This window comes from Cardinium endosymbiont of Dermatophagoides farinae (genome assembly GCF_007559345.1).
In the GTDB taxonomy this organism is placed as follows: Bacteria; Bacteroidota; Bacteroidia; order Cytophagales; family Amoebophilaceae; genus Cardinium.
Map to the genome: position 1 here is coordinate 78,047 of NZ_VMBH01000001.1, position 26,590 is coordinate 104,636.

At 39.7% G+C, this 26,590-nt stretch carries 16 protein-coding genes and 2 tRNA genes; 13 read left to right on the forward strand and 5 right to left on the reverse strand.

Annotated elements, in window-relative coordinates:
* Nucleotides 1-288: 288 nt before the first annotated feature.
* The 4 genes from FPG78_RS00430 to mutS all read right to left on the reverse strand — a co-directional run bounded on the left by FPG78_RS00430 (nucleotide 289) and on the right by mutS (nucleotide 3,650).
* On the reverse strand, nucleotides 289-597 hold the full coding sequence (locus FPG78_RS00430; protein ID WP_144086122.1) for a SemiSWEET family sugar transporter: 309 nt from the start codon (nucleotides 595-597) through the stop codon (nucleotides 289-291).
* Between the two features lie 8 nt (nucleotides 598-605).
* Nucleotides 606-688: transfer RNA gene (locus FPG78_RS00435), tRNA-Leu, on the reverse strand.
* A 220-nt stretch (nucleotides 689-908) separates the two neighbouring features.
* Nucleotides 909-981, reverse strand: a tRNA-Gly gene (locus tag FPG78_RS00440).
* 71 nt (nucleotides 982-1,052) lie between these two features.
* Nucleotides 1,053-3,650 carry a DNA mismatch repair protein MutS gene (gene mutS, locus FPG78_RS00445; RefSeq protein WP_144086123.1) on the reverse strand — a complete coding sequence of 866 codons (2,598 nt, stop codon included), beginning with the start codon at nucleotides 3,648-3,650 and terminating at the stop codon, nucleotides 1,053-1,055.
* A gap of 367 nt (nucleotides 3,651-4,017) precedes the next feature.
* Between mutS and FPG78_RS00450 the strand changes: the two genes are divergently transcribed.
* From FPG78_RS00450 to FPG78_RS00465, 4 genes are all read left to right on the forward strand, one after another.
* Entirely contained in the window at nucleotides 4,018-5,403 is a 1,386-nt protein-coding gene (locus FPG78_RS00450; RefSeq protein WP_144086124.1) for an ankyrin repeat domain-containing protein, read from the forward strand.
* Nucleotides 5,404-6,201: 798 nt separating this feature from the next.
* The gene (locus tag FPG78_RS00455) at nucleotides 6,202-6,960 is read left to right on the forward strand and encodes a hypothetical protein (protein ID WP_144086125.1); all 759 of its coding nucleotides are present in this window, start codon (nucleotides 6,202-6,204) and stop codon (nucleotides 6,958-6,960) included.
* Between the two features lie 214 nt (nucleotides 6,961-7,174).
* Entirely contained in the window at nucleotides 7,175-8,692 is a 1,518-nt protein-coding gene (locus tag FPG78_RS00460) for an Npt1/Npt2 family nucleotide transporter (protein ID WP_144086126.1), read from the forward strand.
* A 217-nt stretch (nucleotides 8,693-8,909) separates the two neighbouring features.
* Complete coding sequence (locus FPG78_RS00465; protein ID WP_144086127.1) at nucleotides 8,910-10,655, forward strand: AAA family ATPase; 1,746 nt, start codon at nucleotides 8,910-8,912, stop codon at nucleotides 10,653-10,655.
* Between the two features lie 321 nt (nucleotides 10,656-10,976).
* On the opposite strand, the gene FPG78_RS00470 is transcribed toward FPG78_RS00465, so the two are convergent.
* Complete coding sequence (locus tag FPG78_RS00470) at nucleotides 10,977-11,483, reverse strand: hypothetical protein (RefSeq protein WP_144086128.1); 507 nt, start codon at nucleotides 11,481-11,483, stop codon at nucleotides 10,977-10,979.
* 276 nt (nucleotides 11,484-11,759) lie between these two features.
* Here FPG78_RS00470 and FPG78_RS00475 point away from each other — a divergent pair, with 276 nt between their 5' ends.
* From FPG78_RS00475 to FPG78_RS00515, 9 genes are all read left to right on the forward strand, one after another.
* Nucleotides 11,760-12,947, forward strand: a complete 1,188-nt coding sequence (locus FPG78_RS00475) for an FtsW/RodA/SpoVE family cell cycle protein (protein ID WP_144086129.1) — start codon at nucleotides 11,760-11,762, stop codon at nucleotides 12,945-12,947.
* Nucleotides 12,948-13,100: 153 nt separating this feature from the next.
* The gene (gene nusA, locus FPG78_RS00480; RefSeq protein ID WP_144086130.1) at nucleotides 13,101-14,342 is read left to right on the forward strand and encodes a transcription termination factor NusA; all 1,242 of its coding nucleotides are present in this window, start codon (nucleotides 13,101-13,103) and stop codon (nucleotides 14,340-14,342) included.
* 36 nt (nucleotides 14,343-14,378) lie between these two features.
* Nucleotides 14,379-17,120 carry a translation initiation factor IF-2 gene (infB, locus tag FPG78_RS00485; RefSeq protein WP_144086131.1) on the forward strand — a complete coding sequence of 914 codons (2,742 nt, stop codon included), beginning with the start codon at nucleotides 14,379-14,381 and terminating at the stop codon, nucleotides 17,118-17,120.
* 147 nt (nucleotides 17,121-17,267) lie between these two features.
* On the forward strand, nucleotides 17,268-17,651 hold the full coding sequence (locus tag FPG78_RS00490; RefSeq protein WP_144086132.1) for a hypothetical protein: 384 nt from the start codon (nucleotides 17,268-17,270) through the stop codon (nucleotides 17,649-17,651).
* Nucleotides 17,652-17,666: 15 nt separating this feature from the next.
* Nucleotides 17,667-18,782, forward strand: a complete 1,116-nt coding sequence (locus FPG78_RS00495) for an RluA family pseudouridine synthase (RefSeq protein WP_223261915.1) — start codon at nucleotides 17,667-17,669, stop codon at nucleotides 18,780-18,782.
* A 110-nt stretch (nucleotides 18,783-18,892) separates the two neighbouring features.
* Nucleotides 18,893-19,336, forward strand: a complete 444-nt coding sequence (locus FPG78_RS00500; protein WP_186292367.1) for a ComEA family DNA-binding protein — start codon at nucleotides 18,893-18,895, stop codon at nucleotides 19,334-19,336.
* Nucleotides 19,337-19,743: 407 nt separating this feature from the next.
* Complete coding sequence (locus tag FPG78_RS00505) at nucleotides 19,744-23,307, forward strand: sodium:solute symporter family transporter (RefSeq protein ID WP_144086135.1); 3,564 nt, start codon at nucleotides 19,744-19,746, stop codon at nucleotides 23,305-23,307.
* A 265-nt stretch (nucleotides 23,308-23,572) separates the two neighbouring features.
* The gene (locus FPG78_RS00510) at nucleotides 23,573-23,875 is read left to right on the forward strand and encodes an iron-sulfur cluster assembly protein (RefSeq protein ID WP_144086136.1); all 303 of its coding nucleotides are present in this window, start codon (nucleotides 23,573-23,575) and stop codon (nucleotides 23,873-23,875) included.
* A 52-nt stretch (nucleotides 23,876-23,927) separates the two neighbouring features.
* The gene (locus FPG78_RS00515) at nucleotides 23,928-26,327 is read left to right on the forward strand and encodes an FtsK/SpoIIIE family DNA translocase (protein ID WP_144086137.1); all 2,400 of its coding nucleotides are present in this window, start codon (nucleotides 23,928-23,930) and stop codon (nucleotides 26,325-26,327) included.
* Nucleotides 26,328-26,590: the final 263 nt, after the last annotated feature.

The following is a 26,590-nucleotide window of genomic DNA, read 5'->3' on the forward strand; positions in this document are numbered from 1 at the left end:
AAAGCCATATGGCTCAAAAGTTTATTGAAAAATTAGACCTTCTGCAAAACCTATTTGTGATCAGCAGTTTTTAGGAGAAGTGCAGTCGCCAGAATACTAAATGTATTTGAGGAGCATAGACCACAAAATTGCCATTTAGCAATAGGTTTTGCAGAAGGTCTAGTGTAGATTCAGAGGTAAGATGGACAAAAAAGCATCTTTATTTTACTTTTTCTTGGCAAGAAAGTAAGCAAAAAATCAAGCGCTGATAAAAGCACAGCTTACAGATGGAAAAACAGGAGCCGTATACTACGAACGCTTTGTTGAATGGTATTTTTGTTTAAGCCCCACCATAATCAAAGAACCAATGGTAAGCAATAAGTTGGTTAGCAGCAAGGGCTTATCAGCAGTCATGGCAGCATAAAGGCTCCAGCTAACGGAGGAAACAGTTAGATTCAAGAGCATCAACATGGAGACGTCATGAACAGATTTAGTTCTATAGGACTGGATAATCTGAGGAAGAAGTGACATAACTGCTGTAGATGAACCTATAAAGGCCACAGTATCTAAAAAGGAAATAGCACAAAAATTCATCGATACAACAAGAAGAATTAGCATCTATTTTGTACCAGGAGCGGGGATCGAACCCGCATGGCCTAAGGCCACAAGATTTTAAGTCTTGCGTGTATACCAATTCCACCATCCTGGCGAAAACGCCTGCCACTTTTTGTTTGATCAAAAAGTGGACAAAAAGTCCAGCCTTGTATTAAAAAGAACACGCATTAGACCTTTTTCAAAACTTAATTTATAATGGTAATTTTGTGACCTATGCTTCTCAAATACATCTAGTATTTTCTAACTGCACTTCTTCTAAAAATTGCGCACCACAAATAGGCTTTAAAAGAGGTCTAGCTTAAAAAGTTAAGACGAGCGAGAAACGGGACTCGAACCCGCGACCCCGACCTTGGCAAGGTCGTGCTCTACCAACTGAGCTATTCTCGCTTATAGGCTACACAATAGGTCGAATTTAGGTAAAGATTCTTTGTTTTCAAAATAGCTGCCCATTTTTAGGACTAGTTTTTAATGCTTTTAACCATATTTTTAAGTTCATTCAATTTTAATAAGGCTTCTACTGGAGCAAGGGTATTGATATCAATAGCATCTAAAAAGGCTTTAAACTCGGTTAGATCTTCGTTTGGACCAAATAGTTTGAGCTGATAGTGCGCTTTTGGGATCTTTTCTACAGGCATTTTGCCACCTACCACCGATAGGTGTGCCAATACTTCCCTGGCCCTTTCCACAATAACAGCGGGCATACCGGCCATTTGAGCAACATGAATGCCAAAGCTATGGGCACTGCCCCCAGCTACTAGTTTATGTAGAAATAGAATCTTCTGATCTATTTCTTGTACCGCTACATTAAAATTCTTAACCCTAGGAAGCGCTTTTGCAAGCTCATTTAACTCATGGTAATGGGTAGCAAAAATGGTTTTAGCCCTATAATCAGGATGATTATGTAAATATTCTACCAATGCCCAGGCAATAGAAATGCCATCATAGGTACTGGTACCACGTCCTATCTCATCCATTAATACCAAGCTACGATGGCTAAGGTTGTGCATAATACTGGCTGCTTCAGTCATCTCCATCATAAAGGTAGATTCCCCTTGGGCCAAGTTATCTGAGGCACCTACTCTTGTAAAGATTTTATCTACTATGCCAATGTGTGCCCAAGCTACTGGCACAAAAGAACCGATTTGGGCCATTAATACGGTTAGGGCAACCTGACGCAATAGGGCTGATTTACCAGCCATATTAGGCCCTGTAATGACTATGATTTGTTGTGCGGATGGATCTAAGCTAATATCATTAGGCGTATAGGTTTTATCTACTGGTAGCCGCTGCTCAATAACAGGATGTCGGCTTCCTTTAAGATGCAGTAGGGTGCCATCATCTATAATAGGCTTGGTATATTGGTGCTGAACGGCTTGCCTGGCAAAGGAAAGATAGCCATCCAATTGCGCAATATACTTTGCATTGGACTGAATCTGTGGAATATATGCTACTGCTTCCGCTACTAAGGCTTGATAGAGCTGCTGCTCCAACAGCTGTGCCGCTTCTCCTGCATGTAGGATCTGTTCTTCATACTGTTTTAACCCTTCGGTGATGTAGCGTTCGGCACCTGCTAGGGTTTGTTTGCGCATCCAGTCTGCCGGTACTTTATTTTTATGGGCATTGGGCACTTCAAGGTAGTAGCCAAATACACGGTTATAAGAAACCTTCAGCGAAGGAATATGGGTCCGCTGGCTCTCCTTTTGTTGCAGCTGAACCAAATAATCTTTACCCTCGTAAATGATTGTATTAAAGGCATCCAACTGATCGTTGACATGTGGCCGAATGAGTCCGCCTTGATGGGTGAGTATAGGTGGATCATCTTGAAGGGTATGGCCGATGCTTTCCACCAAAGCAGCACATCCATGGAGTTGTTCATTTAGTTTTTGCAATAAAGGAGATTCGGTAGCTTGTAACGTGGTTTGTATGCATTGCACTTGTTCCAATGCCCTTTTTAGGGCTACCATTTCCCGTGGATTCACTCTACCCACTGCTACTTTGGAGATAAGCCGTTCTAGGTCACCTATTTGCTTGAGATGGGTGACCAATAATGCTGCCAACTCGGTATCCTGTACAAGGTATGCTACTATATCCAACCGTTTTTGAATAAGCGCCACCTCTTTAAGCGGAAACAGCAACCATTTTTTAAGCAATCGCGCCCCCATAGGGGTAACCGTTTTATCTAGTATTTCAATGAGCGAGGTCCCCCCTACCTGCTGCGGCACCATTAGTTCCAGCGCTTTAACGGTAAATGGATCCATCCAAACATAATGATGTTCCTCTAGGCGGACAATTGAACGAATGTGTTTGATTTCTTTATGTTCCGTTTCCGATAGATAGTGTAAAATAACCCCAGCCGCTACAATAGCCACCGGGTAATCTGCGATGCCAAACCCTTTCAAAGAGTGGGTTCCAAAATGGCTATTCAGCAACCCATAGGCATAATCAAACTGAAACACCCAATCTTCCAGCGCAAAGGTATGCAAATCACCTTTGGCAAAATCATTCCATGGTCGCTGCTGTTTTTTATTAAAAACAACTTCAGATGGCGCCAAGTGGTGCAATACCTTCTGCATATAATCCGTCTCACCTTGCGTTACAAAAAATTCCCCCGTAGAAAGATCTAAGAAGGCCATACCCAGCACTGCTTTGTCAAAAAAAATAGATGCTAGGTAATGATTCGCCCTTTTATCCAGCACCGCGTCACTAAGAGAAAGCCCAGGCGTCACCAATTCCGTAACCCCTCTTTGCACAATACCCTTGGCTTGTTTAGGATCCTCTAATTGATCACAAACCGCTACACGGTAGCCAGCTTTTACCAATTTAGGCAGATAAAGATCTAAGGAATGATGCGGAAAACCAGCCAATTCCACACTAGCAGCCGACCCATTTGCCCGCTTGGTAAGCGTAATACCTAAAACTTTACTAGCCGTAACCGCATCTTCCAAAAAAGTCTCGTAAAAATCACCGACCCGAAAGAGCAATAATGCCCCAGGATATTTTTCTTTAATGGCAAAATATTGCCGCATTAATGGCGTTGGCGCAACTGGTTTTGACATAGAAATGTAAAAATATAGTTTAAAACTAAATTAAAGTGTAGTAACTTTGGCATAGACGCAAGGATCCAAAGACCTTCTGCAAAACCTATTTGTGATCAGCAGTTTTTAGGAGAAGCACAGTCGAGCACCGCAGAATACTAAATGTATTTGAGGAGCATAGACAAGCTTCGACACCAAAATTGCCATTAGAAATAGGTTTTGCAGAAGGTCTCAAGTTTACAACCGCAATCTAACTTAAAATTGTAAAACATTCAGCTGTAATTTAGTTTTTTTAGCCTGAATTCCTTATAATGCAGTAAAAGGCTTCTCGTCAGTTTAAATACAGGGGGGCGTGTGATCTATTAAAAAAATTCAATCAAAAAAAATTATGAAAGGGTTTAATATAAAGAGTAGATGGTCTGGTTTTTTGGCAAAGGGGATAAAGGCTTTATTGCTATTGCTTGTGTTGCAAGCTGACTGTTGTGGCCTTAAGTGGGGGCAAGGTGGAATAGCAGCTCATACAGTAAACAAGATGAGTGATGAACAGTTTAAAGACACAGTGGGGAATATTGAGGATGTTAGTTATTGGATGGATGACAAAAAACGGCTCATGTTTTATGCTGCGGCAAAGTACGGTAAGCATATTAAATTACAAGAAATACTAAAAAAGTATATCCAAAAGGTAAAAGACTTCGGGTATAAACATAAAAATGAAGAATTTATTAACACACCTGACTTAACAACAAAAAAAACAGCTATTGAGGAAGCTATAAGAGAAGGACATATCGACGTAGTTAAAGTTTTTATCAAATTCGCTGGAGATGCATACAAAAACTTTATTCATATTGATATTAATAAAGTCGGCAAGGGTGGAACTACATCCTTGGTAGCGCTTCAAAATAAACAGGCTAAAATAGCTAAAATTTTGTTAGAACAGCCTGATATTGACATCAAGACGATAGATTCAACTTCAGGTGACACAGCCTTGCATTTAGCCATTAAAAACAAGGACAAGTACAAGGACATAGCAAAAAAACTGATTACTCGCTTTAAGGAAGAGGCCCCAGACTTATTATTTGCACAAAATAAAGATGGAGACGCACCGTTGCATTTAACGATGCAATATAAACTACGAGATCAACAATCAAATATGCAACCAGATAAGGAAAGTGTATCATTTATATTAATTAATGCAATTCCTAAGGAAAAACTTTGGATAAAAAATAACCAAGGTAAGACTGCTTTAGTTCTAGGGATCGAACATGAACACAAGGATACGGCACTGTTGATCCATGAGATGTCATCTTTAAACGAAATATTTAAACTACTGGATAAAATTGCTAATCCAGCTAAGGCAGCTTTTTTTATTGCAGCACTTTATCGAATAGGGCAACTAAAAAATGCAGATTCATCTAACGTAGTGCAGAAAGTGAACAATTTTTTGAAAGAAATAGTTACATCGAAGAAGCCTATCTATGTATCCAACATGGGTTCAGAGCCCACCTCTAATAAGGAAATTAGAATTGCAATGTTTGCGTGTGCTATAAAATTTCTAAATAACAACCTAGGAAAAGAGGAATTAAAGCCTATTTTGGAGACTATTTTAAATGATATTAATAAACGAGAGGTTACACGTAGGGTACAAGGCGGAATCAGTAAGAAATATGCTGATAAATTGCGCAATATAGTCAATTCAAAAGGTTCTTCAACACCAAGCCAGGATACCATAAAATCAATAGAAAGTCCTGCTATACCTATAGCAATGCCTGCATAAATCCAACACTACTTTCAATAAATAAAACCAGCCTTCCAATTTTTCTATCACCTAGAAAAACTGGAGGATTCAACTGAAAAACCACGTTATAGGTTTATATGTGCGGTTTCAACAGAGGCGGTACAAGAAATAATTTATACAATTATAAAGGTAGCGCTTGCTTATAAAAGATAAACCTTTAGCGTTATTATTCCTTTCCATTATGGGTTCCTTGGCTGCATCCGGCTGGTCTCCAATCCACAGGAGAGGCAACGAGATGGTTCTGGATTTTAAAGCCCAGAACTGCCTACAAAAGATGTAAGCCTTGTATAGGCTAAGAAGAGATCGAAAAACTTAATGACCTAGTTAAGGCTTGCATAGAGAAAAGAAAGCTGGCCCAACAATTGGGCAGCAACCGGGGTAGACCTTATAAATATTCAAGAGACCTTCTGCAAAACCTATTGCTAAATGGCAATTTTGGCATTTGTCTATGCTCCTCAAATACATTTAGTATGCTGCGGTGCTCGACTGCGCTTCTCCTAAAAACTGCTGATCACAAATAGGTTTTTGCAGAAGGTCTATATTATAAGCAGGCATAGAGAATAAGGCGAATAATTAGTTGAAAAAATCATTTTAAAAGACTATATTTGGCACCTAGTGCTAGGTCCTTTGCACCATACATATTAAGTTGCCCCTGGGCAAAGGGCAATTTAGCATACAAAACAGTAACTAAATAGGTTACATCTAAAAGATTTAAGCTAACTTGTGCGACACTTAGTGCTGCTTTCGATTCAGTAAATAACCAAACCACCTATGACTATGCAACATAACACACTTCTATATCGCTTTTTTTTTGACCCGCTTGCACATGGTATTGCCTGTATGGTAGTGGCCTACCTAGTTGCACCTGCTCAATTTGTAAAAGTAGTCTATCAAGAAACAGGCCAAAGCTATTCTGCTATTATTACAAATTGTATACGTGCTAAAAATTTTAAATTCTTCTTTTCTGGAGCACATATTTATGCACTGCGACAGTTTATAGCGGCTTTAGCTTTTGGGGTCTCACAATGGCTTTTTCTTTGCTCTACTGACTATTATCCGATAACCAATTTTACGCTATTGGTGATCTGGGAGTGCTTCTTAGCTGGAATGGTAGAAACGGTTGTGACCATATATAGCGAAACAAAGGAAATTGCTGCTAACAAAGGGGCTTTAATGAAACGAAAAGAAAAGGTTATGGATGTCTTAACCCCAATCCTATTAAGGAATATATTAAGTGCCTCGGCATGTATATTGGCCTATGAATTTACAAAGGATATACATGGAATATGGATGAATATGGTGGTTAGTACTTTGTTGGGTATAGCTGTATCTGCTTTAACGATGCCATTTGACTTGATCGCTACACAGAACTGCGGATCAGAAGTGCCTATGACTTGGATCGGTCGATTAAAACATAACATTACAGTAGAAAAAAATTTTCTTGCAATCTTTAATGGGCTAACCATGCGCATTGTGCAAATCGTTCCCTATTCTGTTGCCCATAGCCTTGTGATGCTTTTCTTGGGACAATCATAAGAAGGGGTGTGTATGCTTTTTTCCTGAGCAAAAGAATAGACCTTCTGGAAAACCTATTGCTAAATGGCAATTTTGTGGTCTATGCTCCTCAAATACATTTAGTATGCTGCGGTGCTCGACTGCGCTTCTCCTAAAAACTGCTGATCACAAATAGGTTTTGCAGAAGGTCTAATAGCGATGCATGCGGGAACCATTTAATAAATTAAAAATCAATATGAAACAAGTAAGTGCCCTACTAAAAAAATGGCATCCTACCCACTGGCGCATTAAAGGTAATGGGCTGCAAAAGTTTTTTTGTATGGCGATCTTAATGTTTCTGATCTTACTGAACCAAAACTTAATTCGTGGCATAAAAGATAGCCTTGTGGTTACCTTAATAGGGGCGGAAGTATTGAGCTTTATTAAGCTATTTGTTGAAATGCCCGCAGGTATTTTATTTGTAGTCATCTATACCATCTTATGTAATAAGATGACTACAGAAAATATCTTTAGGGGCATTATCCTTTTCTTTCTCTTTTTTTTTATGCTATTCGGCTTTTTTTTGTTCCCTTATCAAGAGCTATTGCACCCTGATCCTTGTATGGTAGATGATTGCATTAGCCTTTACCCCCACTTTAAATGGTTTTTTGTTATGTGGGGCAAATGGACATTGGTACTCTTCTATATGATAGGTGAACTTTGGCCTATGATCGTTTTTACGCTGCTCTATTGGCAACTGGCCAATAAAATAACCAAAACGGAAGAAGCGGGTCGATTTTATTTCTTTTGTAACTTGGTTGGACAAGCCAATCTGCTGATCTCTGGTAGTATCATGGTCTATTTTTCTAGTAGCGATCATTTTTTATTGCCTTTCCTAGGTGTAGATAAAACGGAAACAGCACTGAAAATAGCTGCGCTTATGGTAATCGTTGTACTCTTGTGCCTCTTTATCCTATTTTTACACAGATATATTGAAAAACATATCGTCTATGGGCAAACCATACAAGCCAAGAGACCTACTACCCTACAACTGGGGCTATATAAAAGTTTTAAGATGATTTCCAGGTCTAAATACCTTGGATTGATCTGTGTATTGATGATCTCTTACTCCATGGTTATTCATTTAATAGAAGGACTTTGGTTCCACGAAACGAGTCTTTTATATAAGAAGGATCCTACAAGTTTTATTACCTATCAAGGCAAGGTCTTATTCTGGACGGGTATTTGTACGCTTATTTGTTCTTGCCTAGGTAGTGCGATTATTCGGAAGCTCAGTTGGTTAGGTGCTGCACTGGTTACACCTATTGTAACGCTTGTAGTGGGGAGCTGTTTTTTTCTTTTTATAATCGCAGCCCATTTTAACTTTATATCAGATGCTATAATGGGTATATCAACTTTAGCTGCTATCGTAGCGATTGGTGGCCTACAAAATGTATTGGCTAAAGGAACAAAATATTGTTTTTTTGATGTCACCAAAGAGGTGGTCTATATCCCTTTAGATCGTGAAATGGGCACAAAAGGAAAAGCAGCAGTGGATATATTAGGTGGGAAAATAGGAAAATCTGCCGGGGCCGCTTTGCCAGTGATCTGTTATACTATTTTTCCTGGTGCAAAACCAAATGAGTTAGCGCCATTTTTAATGGTAATGTTTTTTGTAATTTGTATCATTTGGATTACAGCAGTTGGCATGCTCTCAAAAAAATACCATAGCTTGATAAGAAAGACAGACTGCCTGATGCTCAGCCAAGATTAGATAAATTATATCAAGCCACAAAGTAATCTACATTTAAGCCTATCATCATGCCTAAGCAACAGAGCAGCATGAATGACCTTGACCATTAGCCTTTGAACAAAAAAATCAAATCTTGTATCTTAAGGCTACAACTGGCACACTAAACTTAACTGACAACTATAAAGCCTGAGGCGATTGCAATAAACATTAATTATTATAAACCTAACATCTTCTCATCATGAAAAAATTACCAATTGGGGTTAGTAACTTTCAAGAGTTGGTACAAGGAGATTATCTTTTTTGCGATAAGACAGCTATGCTTTCTGAATTTCTGAGCAAAGGAGATAAGGTTACCTTAATTACGCGTCCCCGTCGTTGGGGAAAGACACTAAATATGTCTATGCTGCAACATTTTTTTTCTTCACAAGTGGATGGGATAGGTACAGCAGGTTTATTTGATAACTTAGCTATTGGCAAGATAGAAAAGGGTAAATACCTCGAGCAATATCAAGGTAAGCATCCGGTTATTATGCTAAGTTTTAAGGATATCCATACAGATAATTTTCAAGGAGCCTATAACAAAATAAGCAAACAGATCGCTTTTCTATTTAGCTCATTTGAATACCTACTAAAGAGTACAAAACTCAATACGGTAGCGTTAAGAACTTTTCAAGCTATTATCAATCAATCTGCCGACCAGGAGGATCTAGAGGATGCGCTCAAACTATTAAGCCAATGCCTCTACCAACACCATCGTAAAAAGGTCTATATGCTAATAGATGAATACGATACACCACTCAATAAAGCTTATGGTAATGCGGCATACTTGGAGGCTATGGTCGCATTTATGCGCAACCTATTTAGCGCTGCTTTAAAAGACAATAATGCACTAGAAAAAGGGGTATTAACGGGAATATTACGTGTCTCTAAGGATAGCATGCTATCTGGATTGAATAACCTAGAGACCTATACCTTACTAGATGAAGCCTATAGTTCCCATTTTGGTTTTAGTGAAACAGAAGTTTCCGCTTTGTTTAAAGCAAAAGATTTGCCTACCTCTATGGAAGCAATAAGAAATTGGTACAATGGGTATAGGGTAGGGAACTTGGTGATGTATAATCCTTGGTCTATTATTTCTTGTATCAATAGATCAGGTTGTTTTGATGTTTATTGGGTGAATACGGGTAACAATAACTTAATCGAACAAAAGGTACTTTCTGCTCATTATGAGATAAAAGCGAAATTTGAACAATTGATGCGAGGGGAGTCTTTAGTTGTATCTATCAACAGACATATTGCTTTTGATATTTTAGATAAAGATGATACATCTTTTTGGAGTCTTTTATTATTTGCTGGCTATTTAACCTTTGAAACAAGTAATTTAAGCGCCTATACGAGTCTATATGACTGTACAGTCAAGGTTCCTAATTATGAAATATGGCGGCTCTATAGCACATTTTTTCAAGAATGGTTCGTCAATCAGTTTGAGAGAAGGAGTCAATATGATTCTTTTTTGAAACATTTGGTAGCTGGTGAAGTTGCTGCTTTTGTAGCACAACTGAGCTATTTCTTACGAAGCAGTGTGAGCTATTTTGATACCAAGCAAAGTAAAACATCAGAAAGTTTTTATCATGGTTTTGTCTTAGCAATGCTGGCCAGTTTAGGTAGAACCCATTATATACGCTCCAATAGAGAAAGTGGCTTGGGAAGATATGATGTATTAATCATTCCTAAAGAGGATACCAAGGCGCTGCTATTGGAATTTAAGCAGGTACGTAAAGAAGAAGAATTGGAACCTGCAGCTAAACTTGCCTTATCTCAAATACAAACACAAGCCTATTATACGGAATTATTGCAGTATCCTTATGTACAAAAAGTCATAGCATGCGGTATTGCTTTTTCTGGGAAGTCAGTTGTAGCTGCTTACGCGAATTATGATTTGGCTGGTAAACAAGCTGGTGATGTTATTTTAACGGATAGATAAGGAATTTTTATCCTTACTTTTTGCTTGATCAAAAAGTAACAAAAAATCAAGCGCCCTTGGAAAAAGTTGCGATCAGAAAGCACACCTTACAGATGGAAAAACAGGAGCCATGCTGCAGCCCTCCCTGCAAACTGTTTTTCTATTCATCTGTAAGCTGCACTTTCTGATCGCAACTTTTTCCAAGGGCGCGTTTTTCCTGCTTTTAAGCAGTGTTGCCATCTGGATGAATGGATACGCCTGGTTTAGTGAACATTACAGATTCGGCTCCTAAGGTAACTGAGCCCCAAGCTCTGGATGGTCCTTATTGGTAAATTGCGGAAACTATTGTGTAGATTCAACCAAAATCATTGAAAAATCTTTTTCTACCTTGCTACTTACATGTTCCGGAACTGCTTCCTTAAACGTCTCGAACATATTTTCGAACTTAGACTGTTGCTGTTCTAGTTTGCCGATAACACACTCTAGCTTTTGAGGGGATAACTCCGCACGGCATATCTCCTGAAAACTTTTTATGAATTCCTCAATTTTCGGCATAAAACCCATAATTAAGGTATCGACGGAGTTTTGCTGGATCGACTCCAGTAATCCCATAAATGCTTCAGGTAGTTTTTCTTTCATACCTTCTTTAGATAGTTGTTCGTTCATACCCTTGGTCATAGACTGTTTTATATACTGGATTATACTATTTTTCAATTTGCCTTGCGATACTGCTTCGAGCCTTTGACTCAGTGTTTGCGGTTTCTTCTTTCCACAACTGCCACTCATACATACTACCGCAGACAAAGAAAATAAAACTGTTGTATATCTACTGTTATAGGAATATTTCATATTGGGATCTATTTATTTTAGGTTTTTTTAAAAAAAATTGATTAAATGGCCACACCTCCTGGTCTATAAAAGAAAAGCACAAATTTAATAAAAATAAATATGAAAGCCTAGATTGGCTAGTTAAACACTAGATCTATAGCCTTTCTTGTATTTTTGCTACACCAACTTGAGCGGTGGTATAGATTTTATAAACTTATATCTTAATAAATTAGCATAAGGTTTCTGCTAAGTTTTCCCTGATAGATGCTAGCCGCATAATGATCTATAGATTCGCCTATGAAGCTTCTGATTAAAGACAAATTAAAAGGAGATCCCATCATATGGGGCATTGCATTTCTGTTGTCTAGCCTAAGTATTCTAACCGTCTACAGTGCGTCTAGTTCTTTGGCCTTTAGACAAATGCACCACAACACGGAATACTATTTGCTAAGGCAAACCTTGCTGATAGGTGCTGGATTGGGTGCGATGTGGGTAAGCCATCGGATGGATTACCGCTACTATGCTGCAATTGCTAAAATGGCGCTTTGGATGTCGATTCCGCTGTTACTAGTAACTTGGCAGTATGGTGTAAAGCTCAATGAAGCTTCCCGCTGGCTAAACATTCCTTTTATCAATAAATCTTTCCAACCATCAGACCTAGCGCAACTTGCGCTTATCATACGAATCGCCCATATGCTGGCCAAACAACAAAAAAATATTACTTGCTTTCGATCTGCTTGTTTGCCTATGTTAACCTGGTCTGGCCTGATCAGTGGCTTAATTGCTTTGACCAATTTCTCTAGCGCAATCCTACTATTTGGTACTTGTTTGGTGCTGATGTTTATTGGAAGAATCCCTATTAAATATTTACTGATTATTGTATGCGCCGGCACCCTAGTTGGAGGCGGCGCATTGGTCTGGGGACAACGTGGGGGCACAGCCATCAAACGAATCGAAAATTTTCTTCAAGGGAACCTCTCCTTTCAAGCTGAACAAGCTTACATCGCTATTGCAACAGGTGGACTTACTGGTAAAGGGCCCGGTAATAGCACCCAACGTAACTTTTTACCCCATCCCTACTCCGACTTTATTTATGCCATCTTAATCGAAGAATATGGCCTTATAGGAGGTATATTCGTGATGATGCTCTACCTGGTTTTGCTCTATAGAGCCATTGCTTTGCTGCCTACAGCAACGAGCTATTATGGAGGCATCTTAGCTGCAGGTATAAGCTTGCTGCTTGTCTTTCAAGCTTTATTAAATATGGCCATCGCAGTAGGCCTTGGTCCCGTTACAGGACTGCCACTACCACTTGTAAGTATGGGTGGTACCTCGCTTGTATTTACAGGCGTCGCACTAGGCATACTGTTAAGCATCAGCCAAGGAGAAATTGATACAGAACTACGGATTTTAAAAAAAGAAGTCGCTGGGATTCGCTATAATAAATACAAAAAAATCCCAAATGATAAGATAGCGGAGGATTAAAAATGTTTTAGAGCTATTTTTTTTGTATATTGTCAGGATTCCAATCTTACTGCTGTAAACTGGAATCATTCTAAAAAGAATAATTTTATTTTTCTTTATTTTGCCTTTTTGTGCGTATTTTATTTTTAATACGTGCTTATGTTTTAGTGATCAATGGATAGTAATAAGTTAGTAGAGTCATTTGCGGAATTTGCCAAATCTAAAAATATTGATAGGCCCACGGTCATACGTATTTTAGAAGACGTATTTCGTGCGGTTATGATAGGAAAGTTTGGAAATAGTGATAATTTCGATATCATTATCAATCTTGATAAAGGAGATTTGCAGATTTGGCGTTTTCGTGAAGTTATAGCCGATGATGCAGCAGACGCAGGTGCGCCTAACAAAATACCGCTTTCGGAAGCTCGAAAGATAGAAGCCGATTTTGAAATAGGAGAAGAACTGTCTGAGGAAATTAAAATTTCTGACTTTGGTAGAAGGCTCATCGTCACTGCTAAGCAAATGCTGATACAAAAGATTCGAGAACTCGAGAAAGAGGCGCTTTATAATAAATATGAACAGCTGGTGGGTTGTTTGGTTTCAGCTGAGGTAAACCAAATTTTAAGTAAAGAAATCATCTTACTAGATGATGAAAACAATGAACTTTTTTTACCAAATTCAGAGCAAATACCTAAGGATCAGTTTAAAAAAGGAGAACACATCCGCGCGGTGATTTGCAGGATCACATTTAATAATGGCATTCCTCGCGTGATTCTTTCTAGGACATCGCCGCTTTTCTTAGAAAGGCTATTTGAAAATGAGATTCCAGAAATCCAGGATGGGCTTATTGCCATCAAAAAAATTGTAAGGGATCCAGGGGCACGTGCTAAAGTAGCGGTTGAGACTTTTGATGATAGAATTGACCCGGTTGGGGCTTGTGTAGGCATCAAGGGTTCCCGTATACATGGCATTACCAAAGAGCTCCAATATGAAAACATTGATATTATTAATTATACAGACAACTTAGAATTGTATATTGCGCGTGCGCTAAACCCTGCATGTATCAATCGAGTCGAACAAAATGATGACAGGGTCTCCGTCTACTTGGACCCTGATCAAGTGGCACTAGCGATTGGGAAAGGAGGCCAAAATATTAAACTAGCAGGCTTGCTCATTGGTAAAGAAATAGATGTCTATAGAGATATTCCCACGCATTTAGAACAGCATGATATTTTGCTTACTGAGTTTAGCGATACCATTGAGCCTTGGATTTTGGAGGAATTGCATAAAGTTGGGTTGGACTCAGCTAGAAGTGTTTTAGCCTTACCCAAGGCAACCCTTGAGGAACGTGTTGATTTGGAAGAGGAAACAATAGATGAAATCTATGCTATATTAGATCAGGCGCTGAATAGTTAACCTAAATATTGCCTTCTAGGTAGAGAAAGATAGCCCATGAATGAAGAAAAAAACATGCGACTTAGCCAAGTGGCTCGAAGGTTAAATGTAGGAACAGAGACGATTGCTTCTTTTTTAGCCCAAAAAGGGTTTGTAGTAGACAATAAGCCTAATGCTAAAATAACGGCTGAACAATTTAATCTACTGGCTACTGAATTTATTTCAGCTGGCGTGGATAAACAAGAAGCTGCGCATGTAACCATCGGGAAAACTTACCCAACGCTTTCTGCACCAGCTGGTAAGCACAATAATGTAAAAAGCAAAGAACAGGGTAAGAAAAAGACAGAAACGCAAGCAAAAATCCAAAGAGGTCCAGAAGGGCATACTGCCCAACCTGCTCATTATGAAGCTTCTATTCCTGTTTTGCCTGGTTTAAAAACGATTGGCAAGATTGATTTGGCTGCTGAAAAAATCAAAGCTGAAACGCAGCCTGCTGCGCCTGACGACGTGGCAGAACTGCGGGCAGTAGCCTCCGATGCGCCATCGCCTTCCAGTCATTCGGACCAAACAACGGAACAAGCCCCTGCTAAACCAGATAAAATAAGCTTTTCAGAGCCACTTAAAAGACCTACTATAGTAGACAAAATGACGCTACCTGAAACTACGTTAAGAAGGCACCACCATAGCCGCGGAACGCCATCACAAAAGCTGAATGGCTCCATAAAAAGTGCTAAAATAGGAACCACAAGGCTACAAATTAGGCCAAAAAGTTCGGTAGAGACGGCCCATACACCCAAACCGATAGGTGGTAAAAAAATAGGATCATTTAAATCTAACGCAAGCGCTGATGCCTTGCGTAGAGAGAAAGCGCAAAAACTAGGTCTAAAAGAGCAAGAAGGCGTGTCTTCTCAAGAAATAGAAAGCCAAATAAAAAAGACCTTAGCCAAATTGAATCAAGGCACTGGTGATGGGGCACGCTCCAAATATAAAAGAGATAGGCGCAGTGCCCACCTAGAAGCTGAAGAAAAGCGCCAACGCCAGGAAACAGAAAAAGTTTTAAAAATAACGGAGTTTATTTCAGCCAATGAGCTCGCTTCTTTTATGGACATTACGGTAAATGAGGTGCTTTCTACTTGTATGTCTTTAGGTATGATTATATCTATCAACCAGCGTCTGGATGCAGAAGCCATTACCGTTGTTGCGGATGAGTTCGGCTATAGCGTAGAATTTGTTGATCTACATGAAGAAGAAACAGCTAAAGATATAGAAGAGTCCAGTGGTGAGCTGGTAGAACGTCCGCCTATTGTAACCATTATGGGCCACGTAGACCACGGAAAAACTTCATTACTGGATTATATTCGTACGACAAAAGTAGCTTCAAAAGAAGCTGGTGGCATTACCCAGCACATTGGTGCCTATGATATTCTTACCGATCAAAACAAAAGGATTGTCTTTTTAGATACACCCGGCCATGAGGCTTTTACAGCTATGCGTACCAGGGGCGCACAGGTAACCGATATTATTGTGATTGTAATAGCGGCAGATGATAGCATTATGACGCAGACCAAAGAGTCGATTAGCCATGCCCAAGTAGCGGGTTGCCCTATTATCATTGCCATTAACAAAATGGATAAACCGCAGGCCAATGCAGAAAAGGTTAAAGAGGATTTAGCCAATTTAAATATCTTAGTGGAAGACTGGGGAGGGAAATACCAATGCCAAGAGATTTCAGCCAAAACAGGGCAAGGGGTCAATGAGCTTTTAGAAAAAATTCTTCTGGAAGCCTCTCTATTAGATTTGCAAGCAACGCCTTCTAGAAAGGCTAAAGGTACGATTATTGAGTCTTTCCTAGATCCTGGTAGAGGCTATGTATCAACTGGAATTGTACAAGATGGCACCCTACGCGTGGGTGATATTGTACTAGCTGGTGTCTATTATGGCAAGGTAAAAGCAATGTTAAACCATCAAAACATCGCGCGCAAAACAGCTCCCCCTGCAACACCTGTTCAGGTCTTAGGGCTAAATGGTGCTCCCAGAGCAGGCGATACCTTTCGTGTGATGAGTAGTATAAAAGAGGTAGGCGAGTTGGCCCAAAAGAAGCAGCAGTTGTTGCGCGAGCAAGCATTGCGTACCAAATCCCACCTTACCCTAGATGAAATTGGGCGCCGCTTGGCTGTAGGAAACTTTAAAGAGCTGAATATTATCATCAAAGGGGATATGGATGGCTCTATTGAGGCACTAGCGGATGCCCTGCTGAGGCTATCACATGAGGAAGTAGAGGTGAATATCCTACATAAATGTGTAGGCGCTGTTTCAGAGTCTGATGTACTTCTTGCTGCTGCTGCTGATGCGCTTATTATCGCCTTTCATATTAAACCATCTGCACAAGCTAAAAAATTAGCCGAAAGAGAAGGAGTGGCCATCAAACAATACTCTATTATTTATAGTGCAATCGATGATATACGTGGTGCCGTACAGGGACTTTTAGCGCCTACTATAGAAGAAATTCCTACCGGTCGAGCAGAGATTAAAAAGATCTTTACCTTTTCAAAAATTGGCAATATTGCAGGATGTCAAGTAAAAACAGGCTTTATCAAACAATCCAATCCGGTACGCGTCATCCGGAAAGATGAGGTAGTATTTACCGGTTCCATCCATACCATAAAGCATGGATTAGAGGAGATTAAACAGGTAAAATCTGTTTCTGAATGTGGTATACATATTAAAGGCTTTGATGAAATTGAGGTGGGCGATATTATAGAAGGATTTGAACGAAAGGAAATCAAGAGAGAGCTTTAGATTTGCTACTTTTTGCTTGATAAAATGGATTTGTATGATACTTTTTGCTTGAGACCTTAGGGTGCTAGCTGCCTCCGATAAAAGCCTTTATCGGAGGAAACTAGCAAAGCGCACACTACAATAGAAATTGTTTTATAGTCTTAAATTATGGGATTTTTTATATGCAAATCTGACGTAGAGGTTAAAGTTATTTCAATTTTAATCTTTTGGGGCATTCGGTGGGTATATAAGCAACTCGCTGATTCAGATGGTTCAACGGTCCATAAGGAGCTAGATGAAGATGAAATAGAATATGAATATGAAGATGAAGATAAACCAAAGGCTATTCCTCCTATTGCAACCATGCCAATCGCTAAAAAAGTGGCGCATCATACACCTCAAGCCACATCTTTGGTAGTAGTTGAAAAGCCCCGACGATCCCAATCAGCGGCAATAAAGGAACGCAAATCTTCCTTTGGCAACAAACGAAAGTTATTTAGAAATGCATTGCTTATGAATGCACTGATGCATCGAAAAGATTTTATAACCTAAACTATTAGCCATTGAGTGTATAATGTACCCCCACTGAACCCATTATTACAGATGAAAGCCCCACCTGAACCATCCTTTACAGAACATCTGGTTACCGTTACAAAGGAACATGGTAGCCTTCGTATAGACAAATTTTTATCAGAGGTTCTACAAATCAGCCGCAATAAAATTCAAGAAGCTATTGCTGGTCAAGGGGTTTGCGTTAATAACCTGCCGATTAAGTCCAATTATCTGGTGCAACCTGAAGACGAAATAGTAGCCCATATACCCAAACCCATTGACCTAGCAACCCTTACACCAGAAGCCATTCCATTAGACATTGTATATGAAGATGACCACCTACTGGTTGTACATAAACCTGCCCAGATGGCTGTACATCCAGATCCAGCCCATCAAACCGGCACACTAGCCCATGCCCTACTATACCGCTATAACCACCTGCCTTTAAAAGACAATATGGCTACCAGGCCTGGCTTGGTACATCGGATTGATAAAAATACATCCGGTCTATTGGTAGTAGCCAAAACAGAAGCAAGCTTGGCAGCTCTGGCCCGTCAATTCTATAACCATACCGTAACAAGAAGCTACTATACATTGGTCTGGGGTAATCCTAAAAATGAGCAGGGTACCATTGCTATCCATATAGGCAAAGACAGCCACAACCATCAAAATATAGCCGCTTTCCCAGATAACCAACAAGGCAAAAAAGCGGTTACCCATTATCAAGTCATCAAGCGGCTACACCATGTTGCCCTTGTAGCCTGTCAGTTAGAAACCGGACGTATCCATCAGATTCGCGTGCATATGAAACATATAGGCCACCCTGTCTTTGGAGATCCTCAATATGGCGGCGATGTAATCGCTAGTGGCCAACGCTATGCCTCCTATAAGGCGTTTGTGCAAAACTGTTTTAAAATCATGCCCCACCAAGCACTCCATGCAGCTGTTCTTGGCTTTAACCACCCTGTAACAGCCACACCCATCTCCTTTGAAGCCCCTTTACCAGAAAATTTTGTTAAGTTATTAGCAAAATGGGAACGATATATAGCATCGCATCATGTTGCACAAACTAAAACATCAGATCAAAATAAGCCTTCCATTTTTCTAATAGAGAAAGCAACGGCTTACTAGCCATTATTGTACTGATGCTACTTTTAATCATTGCACCTAATGTATATATATATAAATTATACTACAAGTGTTCAAGTAAACCATTAGACCACAATGCCAACATTGCACTGTTGGAAAAAAACCTAACCCTATTGCAAGAAAATGCCCGTAGGGTAACCCTGATTGACATCAACACAGCTACTGCAGCACAGCTGCAAACAATAGCAGGCATTACCCAACAACTTGCCTGTAGAATCCTACGGTATAGAGACAAATTAGGCGGATTTGTTTCATCCCAGCAATATAAAGAGGTATATGGTCTATCGCACCTGCTTCAAGTAAGATTAATCCAATGCACCACTATACACGCACCATATAGCCCTAAAAAATTATCCTTAAACCAAGCCACCTTTAAAGCCTTGGTTGCTCATCCTTATATTGCAGCCCCTATGGCAAAAGCTATTATAGATTATAGAAAAAAGCAAGGAACCTTTACCACGCTGCGTGCCATTCAAAGGCTACCAGGGTACGATGCCGATTGGGAAAATAAAATACGGCCTTACCTCACCCTTTAAGCCGCCCCCTATTTAACTAATTTTCTATCCATAGACCTTCTGCAAAACCTATTTGTGATCAGCAGTTTTTAGGAGAAGTGCAGTCGAGCACCGCAGAATACTAAATATATTTGAGGAGCATAGACAAGCTGCGACACCAAAATTGCCATTAGAAATAGGTTTTCCAGAAGGTCTCATCTTTAGGAGGCATTTTGATTTTTAACTAAAAATACTTACCATAACAATTATTTGATACACCAGCTAACCATTTTTCAATAGACCTTCTGCAAAACCTATTTGTGATCAGCAGTTTTTAGGAGAAGCGCAGTCGCCAGAATACTAAATGTATTTGAGGAGCATAGACCACAAAATTGCCATTTAGCAATAGGTTTTGCAGAGAGTCTAATCTTATTTTAACAACTTTCTTTATGATATGCTTTAATATACCACTATATATAGTGGCAGCTTTTTTAGTATTAACTTTAGTGGTAGGTCTCTACTTTAGTAGAAAAAAAACCACCTTTCAAGAATATGCAGTAGGCAATAAACAGTTTGCTACTGCTACTTTAGTAGCTACCGTATTAGCTACTGCTTTTGGAGGAGGAAGCCTGGTGCGTGAGGTACAGGCTACCCATGAACTTGGCGCATGGTGGATTACCCTTTCACTGCTAGAGGTTCTTGGTCTTTGGACTATTAGTAGGTTAGCATTGCGTATGGGTCCATTTATGGGGCACCTATCTATGGCAGAAACGCTAGGTAGTATCTATGGTAAGTATCCAAGAATTATAGCTGCTGTGGTTGGTATTTGTACTTCAGTCGTTATAATTACTGGACAAATTACTGTAATGTCCAAAGCCATTAGCATCTGTATCAGCTTGGTAAACCCTTTTGTAATTCCCACTCTAGCTACCTTGCTCCTTATTTTCTATTCCACCTTTGGAGGTATCCGCGCCATTACCTTTACAGATGTCTTACAGTTTCTAACCTTCTCCGTTATTATTCCTCTTTTAGCTTGGTTTATGTTTGTAAAAGTAGGTAAACCAGTTGCAGAAATTGTTCCTATACTACAAGGTCACACTAAATTTCAATTTAGTAACGTATTCCATTTTAATACGCAACTAGCGTCTATGATTCTACTACTTCTATCTTTGGTAGCGTTTTATATAACCCCCCTATATATACAACGCTTGTACATGGCCTCTAGCCCTGTTCAAGCTCAAAAAGTTTTTTCATATGCTAGTGTTTTTCAATTTGTTATCATATCGTTTATAACACTCATCGGTCTATTTATTTTTGTAGATGCACCAGATTTACCGAAAGAAGCGGTTTGGAGCTATCTAATAACTCATATTCCGACTTTTTTTAAAGGATTTGTTTCCATTAGTTTGCTCGCTATGGCCATGTCTACAGCTGATTCTTGCTTAAATTCCTGTGCGGTTATGGTAAGCCATGATATCTTAGAAAGTATGCAAAGGGAAACAAAAGCCGCTGATACACATCAACTTAAAATAGCAAGATGGACCACGCTAGTGGTTGGGCTATTATCTATGCTGCTAGCCTTTCGTTGTCAAGATCTGTTGGAATTAATGTATTGGGGTCTTGATTGTGCTGTACCTATAATTGTTGCTCCTTTTATCTTAGCTATCTTTGGCTTTCGAGGAACTTCCTGCACCGCTTTGATCGGTATGGCTACAGGTGTATTCACTATCTTATCTTGGAACAAATGGATTCAACCTGCAACAGAGATGGATGGTTCCTTTCTGGCTGCAGTAGCCAATGGCCTGGCTATGATGGCTGCTCATTATCTACTCAAACAACCAGAAGGTGCAGGCTGGGTTGGCCCGGATCACCAGTTTAAACAAATACAACAAGAAAATGCCCGTAAGCGTGCAGAACGCAAAGAAACCATCAAAAACAGTTGGGCCAATAGAAAAGCTACTTTGACTAAATTGGTACCCAGTGATCGCACTTTGCGTTTAACAGGCCTCTATATCATCACTACTGCTATTCTGCGTTATTGGTTTATTAAGCCAGATCGCATCTGCTGTGCTATATATCAAGTCCTTGTGGGTGCACTTTTCACATCTTCTAAAACCTTCTTTAGCAAAGTAACTCCGGCCTGGTTTATCAGCCTAGGTTGGCTAATAGGGCTAGCCATTTACCTTCCTTTTAACTTGATTTGGGGTTGGTTCCATTCCATAAACCCGATTTTTACCGCATGCTTATCTTTGACGCATTGTGCTGTAATCCTATGGGTACTGCCCCTCTACCTGGCTATAGGTGTTGTAGCAATCGCATTATTAGGCTCCATTTATCCTATTGCCACAGGATTCCCTTTTCCAGTATTATCCTCTCTATTTCCGCTATTTATAGCGGCTCTATTGCTATTTGCCATTATCATTTGCCTTAAAGTCAAAATACGTAGCTATACAAGCCAAATTCTTTACCTAAAAGATCAAGAAAAGGTTAGAGAAACCCAAAAGCTAAAAGCATCTCTTTACGATTCCGCTATGGTGCCTGCTGCGGTTGGTAAGACCAAAGGCTATGGCTCTATTTTAGCGCAAGTCATTCGTAAAATTGAAGACTCTATCTCATTCTTAGATGGCAGCACACCTCTTTATAAGCAAGACTTTCAAAGTATTATCAATAAATTCTATGATTGGGTGGACTATTTTAATAGAAGAGAAAAGGCAAAAGAACACGCACTACTACAACCTACTAAAATTAGTTTGAATAAGCTGATGCGTAAGGTAGAATTGGCTTTATCTCAGGAGGTAACCAATCCGCCTAGGTTACTGATGGAAAAGATAAGAGGCCCTAATAAGGAGCCCTGCGATTATATCATATGCGATATCAACCAAGTAACCTATTTATTGGCTCAGGCTGTTTTACAGGTTGGTAAGCTAGAAAGCGCTCCAGTTGTCCGCATACAATTGCATCCCACTACTTTACAATTTAAACAAGTCGATCCTATTGACAGCAGCAATCATATTTCCATAATTTTTCAAGCCACTGCTCTAGTAATAAGCCAAGCTACTACCGAAACCCTTCCTAAGGTTAAAGACCGCTATAGCGATGAAATAGATGCGATAGGACCTCAAAGTAAACAATCAGCCTCCTCATTCATAGATCTGCAACAGGAAACCATATCCAGTATTGTTGCAGCCCACTATGGCTACTTGGAAGCGCCTGTTCATCAACAACCACCCACTATGCTGCTGGTACTGCCTAATGACATCACTGAAATTCTAAGTAAGATAACAGCCAAGCTGCCTATAGATTGCTTAACCTTAGAAACCTCTGTTACGCCTAAGGAACAAGCTGATTCCATGATGGCACTCATGCAGTTCCATGACTATGTCTGCAAATCTTCTTATAATAAAGACCCTATTGACCTAAAAACGATTTCAGGATTGCTTTTATTGTTGCGACAGCATTTTGGTTTTAAGCGACATGCTTCGGGTCAATTGTTTTATGTTCGCGCGGTAGGCATTGCGGAATTAGTAGTAGAATGGGTTTTTCATTCTCCTAAAGTAATTTATGCCGCTTTGCTCTATGAGTTGGTGCGCCATACCTGTTTGCCCCTTTCTTATGTCAAGGAACATTATAATTTAGGCGTCTATGCTTTTGTATTGAATGTGGTCAGTATAGACAAGCGCCAAGCATTAGACCATCCTTCGCTGCTCTATGTACAGAATCGTTTAAAAGAAGCAATTAAAGAAGAACATATACAGCTTTCTGTTCTTTTCATCAAACTGGCCGAACGGCTCTATGACTTACGTCATGCAGCAGGCTACATCCATCTAACAGAAGTGCACCATATGGCGCAAGAAACACTCGCCATAGATGTGCAGTTGGCCCATACATACTTAGATCCAGAAATAGGAAATGCATTAGAAAAAGCAGCTAAAGAGGCGCTAGAGGTCTGTAAGCAGACAGCCAAAGATCAAGACTTGAATAGGCCGCTTGCACAACCTATCTCTAGTGAATGAAAAAGTTGATCACATAGATCCATGCTATTGTTCCCTAGACCTTCTGCAAAACCTATTGCTAAATGGCAATTTTGTGGTCTATGCTCCTCAAATACATTTAGTATTCTGGCGACTGCACTTCTCCTAAAAACTGCTGATCACAAATAGGTTTTGCAGAAGGTCTCCTAATATTTTCCCTAAGTTCACACCATAATCTAAAGAGGTAGGCTCCTTTTTAGAGCGGTTTGATTATATTGCAACTAATCAACCACTCAAATCAATCATTATGGTTCAAAAAGAACAAGTCATAGAAGCCATTAAACAAGTTTATGACCCAGAGATACCGGTAGATATCTATGAACTAGGGCTTATTTACGACATTACCATTTTACCGCTTAATAATATTGAAGTCTTAATGACGCTTACGTCTCCTAACTGTCCAGCGGCAGATATTATACCTAGTCAAGTAGAAGAAAAAATTAAAGCGATAGAGGGGGTACACGAAGTAAAGGTTCACCTTACCTTTGAACCGCCTTATACGACAGACCGAATGTCTGAAGTAGCCAAATTAGAATTGGGATTTGCTTAATTTTGCCCTGCTGGATCTAGCCTATATCTTTTATTTTTCTTTTGTTTATTGAATGGCTCAAAATAATTATAAAATTCAACCAGATGCACCGAAAAAAAAGGCTGCATCAAACCGGTCTATAGTAGACCAACGCATCAAAATAACCATTGGGTTTTTTCTACAGGGGATTAGTATTTTTCTAGCATGCGCCTTCTTTTCTCATCCGATGCATGGCGCTAAAGACCAGCATATTATTGAATCTATCCAAACATTAGGCATCAAAGCATCTAGTCTGGCCATTTGTAACTGGTTGGGCCTTACCGGTGCCTTTGTAAGCTATTATTGCATGCATGTATGGTGGGGCATTACTGCGTTTATCTTTTTACCTTTCCTATTTTTAATGGGCATAAAAATGGTCACACAAAAGATTTGGCCCAACCTTTCTTTATTGAAAGTGATGATGGCTTCCATTTTTCTTGTCTTATGGTTCAATATTTTATTAGGGTATCTATACACACTCTACCCAACTGCTACCCTACTGGCTGACCATCTAGGAGGGGTTGCCTATGAGCTTGGCACCTTGTTTAAAGGATTGTTAGGCTATGGTACTTTTATCTTTCTTTTTATTACTTTGATTATCTTTTCGGTACTATGCTTTAATATAACCTCTTTACCAAGGCCATTCAAAAAGGCAAGAAAAGAGGATGGATGGTTGCTAGATCAGGAAGATAATAGGTCAAACGATCCATCAGAGAATGGGTCACTACCTAGTAAAAAAAAAACGAATAATATAGAAAGCCCAACTACCGACTCAGATGATAGAAGCGACGAAAGTGATCTAGCAAGTAGTGCCAAAAGCAATGTAGATTTTGAAGTAGTGGCGCCACAGCCAGCCGCTAAAAGCTTGCTGAAACCATCGCCATCTGCTGCACCCACCACACTCCCTTTAAAGCAGCTTACAAGTGAAAACTACGACCCTACCTTAGATCTATCTAACTATAAATATCCCTCTTTAGATCTATTAGAGCGGTATGAACAAGCACAGCTATCTGTTACACAAGAAGAACTGGCTATCAATAAAAACAATATTGTACAAACCTTACAGAACTTTAAAATCAATATAGCTAAAATAAAAGCTACCATTGGCCCAACCGTTACGCTCTATGAAATTGTACCCGAAGCAGGGGTAAAAATCTCCAAGATAAAAAATCTTGAAGATGATATCGCATTGAACCTAGCTGCGTTGGGCATTCGCATCATTGCCCCGATACCAGGGAAAGGCACCATTGGCATTGAAGTACCCAATAAAAATAGAGAAATCGTACCACTTCAGGAGATGCTTGCTTCTGAAAAGTTTTTAAAAGGGAAGATGGATTTACCCATTGTATTGGGTAAAAGTATTTCGAACGAATTGTTTATTGCAGATTTGGGCCGCATGCCCCATCTACTGATTGCAGGTGCCACTGGCCAAGGCAAATCTGTAGGGCTGAATGTGTTACTCACCTCTTTGATTTATAAAAAGCATCCTTCGCAATTAAAATTGGTCTTGGTAGACCCTAAAAAGGTAGAACTTTCTTTATACAATCGACTAGAGCGTCACTTTCTAGCCAAATTACCGATCAGCGAGGAGCCGATTATCACAGAAACCAAAAAAGTAATCCATACCCTGAATTCTTTATGCATTGAAATGGACCACCGCTACGAGCTATTAAAGGAAGCAGGCACCCGAAATATTAAAGAATACAATGAAAAATTTATAAAAAGGATACTGAACCCTCAAGAAGGCCATCGGTTTTTACCCTATATCGTATTGGTTATAGATGAGTTTGCAGATATGATGATGACAGCAGGCAAGGAAATAGAAGTACCCATTGCCCGGTTGACCCAATTGGCACGTGCCATTGGCATCCATCTGGTCTTGGCTACACAAAGACCCTCTGTAAATGTAATTACCGGTATTATCAAGGCGAACTTTCCCGTGCGGGTCTCCTATAAGGTAAGTTCACGGATTGATTCTAGAACCATTTTAGATGCCAGTGGTGCAGAACAGTTGGTAGGCAATGGTGATATGTTGCTCTCTATGAATTCCGATATCATCCGATTACAAGCCCCCTTTTTAGATACGGCAGAAGTAGAACGTGTCTGTAGTTATATTGGTGGGCAACCAGGCTACCCATCTGCCTATCTATTACCCACTTATGATGAGGAAGATAAAGAGGATAGTCTAGACTTACAAGAGACAGATCCTTTATTTGAAGAAGCCGCACGGCTGATTGTATTGCATCAACAAGGAAGCACTTCCTTGATTCAACGGAAGCTAAAACTAGGCTATAACCGCTCTGGAAGACTAATAGACCAATTAGAAGCAGCAGGCATTGTAGGCCCCTTTGAAGGGAGTAAGGCTAGAGAGGTTTTGGTAACAGACGAAGCAAGCTTAAATGATATCTTAGCTAGGTTGCCGCAGAAAGCATAAACTCATAAGCAACAGATCTTCTGCAAAACCTATTTGTGATCAGCAGTTTTTAGGAGAAGCGTAGTCGAGCACCGCAGAATACTAAATGTATTTGAGGAGCATAGACAAGCTTCGACACCAAAATTGCCATTAGAAATAGATTTTGCAGAAGGTCTAACGCCCTATTATTCTGATTGGCGTGGCACCATTTTGTTAGCATTTGATCCATATATTTTTTATAATAGATTTATAGAACAAGTTCAGTCTTATCATTAAGGTTTAAA